The sequence below is a fragment of the Polaribacter sp. IC066 genome, assembly GCF_007997085.1.
In the GTDB taxonomy this organism is placed as follows: domain Bacteria; phylum Bacteroidota; class Bacteroidia; order Flavobacteriales; family Flavobacteriaceae; genus Polaribacter.
In genome coordinates this window covers 1-3,856 of sequence record NZ_VORR01000103.1, presented here as the reverse complement: position 1 = coordinate 3,856, position 3,856 = coordinate 1, and the positions used below count along the sequence as shown (strand labels likewise).

Below are 3,856 nucleotides of genomic sequence, written 5' to 3'. Positions count from 1 at the left end.
TTTTTTGACAACGAGGAATTTCCTACGGAAATTCAGAAGTTGGTAAAAAAGCAATAAACTTTGCTAAAGCACTAATTTAGCAATTTTTTTTATATTGTGTTATGTTTTGTTGCGAGACACTTGAGTAAGCACGTTTTGATGCCGTTTTCAATTTTTCCGCAATTTTGTAAATTCCTGCATTGTCAATTTTAAAACACTAATTTATGAAAATTTCACGAAAAAAATCCGCTTTTTAAAGTTTGAGTAATTTCACACGTTTTACTTCCGGGAGATTCTCAATTCCGCTCTTTGCTAAATCCCGTTTGATTGGTAATTAGCGAGAGACTGTTCAGCATGCAATTCAGTTTTCATAAACGGTTTTAAATTCCGCAGAGATTTTCTATTCAACATGCTGGCAAGAATTCAGATGTTTTATGGTTTAAATTCTTGTTTTTCATTCAACTTTAGTTAGCCTTTAGATTTTCCCGAGCAATGAAACATAACGTTGTTGTGTATGGAAAGTTGCGTTTTTGTGTGCGAGGATTTTCCGAAGGAAAATTGAAGTACATAAAAATGCAACTGCTTTTGGTTAGGCACTAAATTAGCAATTTTTTATACACGGTGTTACCAAAAGTTGCGATTTTTTATCTATGATTTCGGTTTTTTCTAATTTTACAAGTGAGTGAATATTCCGCAATTATATTTTACACGTTTGAGTAATAATTCCGCAACTTTTTTATTTATTTTTTGAGTGAAAATTCCGCCATTCTGATTCTCCGCATTTTGCTAAATTCCGCAAACTTTCTTAATTCAACATTTGAGTGATAACTCCGCAATTTTGGTTTCAGAGTTTGAGTGATTTTTCACGCTTTTATAAAATCCACAATTTTGGAAAAATTCCGATTTGCGAGAGAGTGTTCCACAATTTTAAATTTCGTTTTTCAGCTTTTAATTCGCTATTTTTTCCTCCGTTTGAGTGAGTGAGCAATTTTTGGTAACGTTTGCGTATAAAAATAGTTGCGTTTTTTGACAACGAGGAATTTCCTACGGAAATTCAGAAGTTGGTAAAAAAGCAATAAACTTTGCTAAAGCACTAATTTAGCAATTTTTTTTATATTGTGTTATGTTTTGTTGCGAGACACTTGAGTAAGCACGTTTTGATTCCGCTTTCAACTTTTCCGCAATTTTGTAAATTCTTGCATTGTCAATTTTAAAACACTAATTTATGAAAACTTTCCGAACAAATTCCGCTTTTTAAAGTTTGAGTAATTTCACACGTTTTACTTCCGGCAGATTCTCAATTCCGCACTTTGCTAAATTCCGTTTGATTGATAATTAGCGAGAGACTGTTCAGCATGCAATTCAGTTTTCATAAACGGTTTCAAATTCCGCAGAGATTTTCTATTCAACATGCTGGCAAGAATTCAGATGTTATATAGTTTAAATTCTTGTTTTTCATTCAACTTTAGTTAGCCTTTAGATTTTCCCGAGCAATGAAACATAACGTGTTTGTATAAAATTAGTTTGCGTAACATACTAATAACTAATTAAACAATGCAAAAAAGAAAGGCGACACGAACTTTCATAAGTATGCTAAAACCAGCAAATTAATTTTATATGGTGTTGGCGTACGTTTTAATTAATACGTATTTATATTCAAATTATGTCAGATTCCGATAAATTAGCACATTATATTCATTGTTTATCAAATGAAATAAAAGATTTAATTCCAAATTTAATTACTCGAATTGAATATAATAAAATTATATGTCAATCTAATTCACTTGTTCCTGTTGATCAAGTAGATAAAGAAAAAACAAAAACTATTACCTTTCTAAAAGAACTAAAACTTTTTGTAAATACTCATTAAGTTCATTTTTAGCAGGAGAATCTGCGTTAACCAATCGTTGTAAAACAATTTGTCTTGAAGCTAACATGCCAACAGATAATTTTTCGGAAATTCCACCCATTATAATGTCAAGTAATGTGTGTTCGTAAGATGAAATGTCGCTTGTTTGTATTTTGCTAGTTGATTCAATTATTTTTCCAAAATCTTTATTTTTGTAGATATTGGTAAACTTCTGTATTTTCAATTCTTCTTTTTCAGAACTGTTTAGTTTGTTTTTCATAGCGTTTTATTTTAGTTATTATGTTTAAAAAATTTATTTCTTGTTTAAAGTGTCGGTTTCCTTTTTTATGGGATGATTTTTTTTGGATGGATTTTCAAGCATTTCTTTTTGTTTCAATATGTTTAATACTTCTAATCTCAATTCCTGTATCTTTATATTTGTGGACTGATTATCTTCTACAATTACTAAAATAGTAATTGTTAAAGCAAGTATTGGAATTAGTATTTGACTAATGTTTCTACCTACATTTAGCCATAAATCGTAGTACCTTTTTTTATATTTATTATTAGTATCAGCTTCAATTGCTTTCCTTGTTCCGTATAGTCCTTTTAACTCTATATTTGTGTATAAAATTTCTTGGTTTTCGTATAATTCAGAAGTAATTTCATGTAATTCTTTTCTATTGCATTTTAATTTTTTACAAACATTTTCAAAAGAAAATCCTGTTTTTTCAAGTAAATTAATTCTTAACTCTTTTGATGTTCTGTTTTTAGACAACATCACAATAAGATTGTGTCTCTTGTAGTCAATATTCCAAAACCAAAAGTATTTTTTCATTTTTATTATTTTCTACCTGTCATTTTATATTTCCTCTTAATGTATGCCAACGTTTATGTGTATGATTAGTTGCGCCGATTAAGCACGAAAGTTGGTAAATAAAAACCGAATAGAAAATCGGCGAGGATTTTCGTAAGTAGGCGAGAACCAAGCAATTAATTATACACGGTGTTGGCAACTGGCTTTATTTCTATCGGTTCAATTCTAAATCCATTTTCCTTTAATTGTTCTAAAATTCCACATTTTTTTCTTAAATGAAAATATCCGACAGCAATAAATGTATTTTGTTTCCTCAATAAATTTGGAATAATTTTCATCCATTCATTATTTCGTTGAAGAATTAGAATATCATTTTCGCATTCTTTTTCAAATTCATATTCTAAATCGAATTCTCTATACTTATTTGCAAGTCGGCAATTATTCATATTAGGTTCGTCAGTTATCATTTGGTTTACCCAAGCACTAATATTTTTTCTTTCTTTTTTCCAGTTAGGATTTTTGTATTCTTTTTCGATCAAACTTAGTTGTAAACTATCTGTTTCTAATCCCAAAATCTCAACTTTATTTTCTTCTGCAAGATGTTGTAAGTAATTGTCAAAATGGTCAAATTTATCAGTTGGTTTCGTCGTTTTACATTTACTTCTTTGAAATTCTTGTTGTAGTTTCCATCTAATTTCCAATGGTTTTAGTTTATATAAATTAACTTTCCAATCTTTCGCAATTACTTTAAGTTTTTTAAGGTCTTTTTTCTTCAATCTTTTTTCAATTTCGAGTGACGATTTTCGCTGTTGAATAATTTCTCGAGTAGTCTCAACATTGTCGATTGATTCAAAAACAGCAAGGTCAGAACTCAAAAGAACTTTTTTGATTTCTGGAATTGAATCTACAAAAGAGTTTCCAAATTGATGAAAAGTTCCAACAATGTAAGAAGTCTTATTATTTATTGTGTCAGATATTTTCCATAAAATTGTATTCTGTCCTATTACGAAGTTTGAAATTGCCAGAAATATTATTAAAATTAATTTATTTTTCATTGTTTTCGATGTGTTCTTTTGCTTGTTGCCAACTTGTTTATATGCCGACCTTTTATCCGCATCTTCTTAAATATTGTCAGGATATGCAGAGGTTTAGTCTCTTTATATCCATTTAATTTTTTATAAAAATAGTGGATTAAAACAAATCATCAAACG

General features: G+C 29.2%; 3 protein-coding genes. All 3 read right to left on the bottom strand.

All coding sequences use genetic code 11. The features are described from left to right. Positions 1 to 1,805: 1,805 nt before the first annotated feature. Entirely contained in the window at positions 1,806 to 2,108 is a 303-nt protein-coding gene (locus ES044_RS17955) for a hypothetical protein (RefSeq protein ID WP_147187460.1), read from the bottom strand. A gap of 33 nt (positions 2,109 to 2,141) precedes the next feature. Further along, the gene (locus tag ES044_RS17950; RefSeq protein WP_147187459.1) at positions 2,142 to 2,666 is read right to left on the bottom strand and encodes a hypothetical protein; all 525 of its coding nucleotides are present in this window, start codon (positions 2,664 to 2,666) and stop codon (positions 2,142 to 2,144) included. 155 nt (positions 2,667 to 2,821) lie between these two features. Beyond that, positions 2,822 to 3,700, bottom strand: coding sequence for a TraB/GumN family protein (locus ES044_RS17945; RefSeq protein ID WP_147187458.1), 879 nt, complete (start codon positions 3,698 to 3,700; stop codon positions 2,822 to 2,824). Positions 3,701 to 3,856 lie beyond the last annotated feature (156 nt).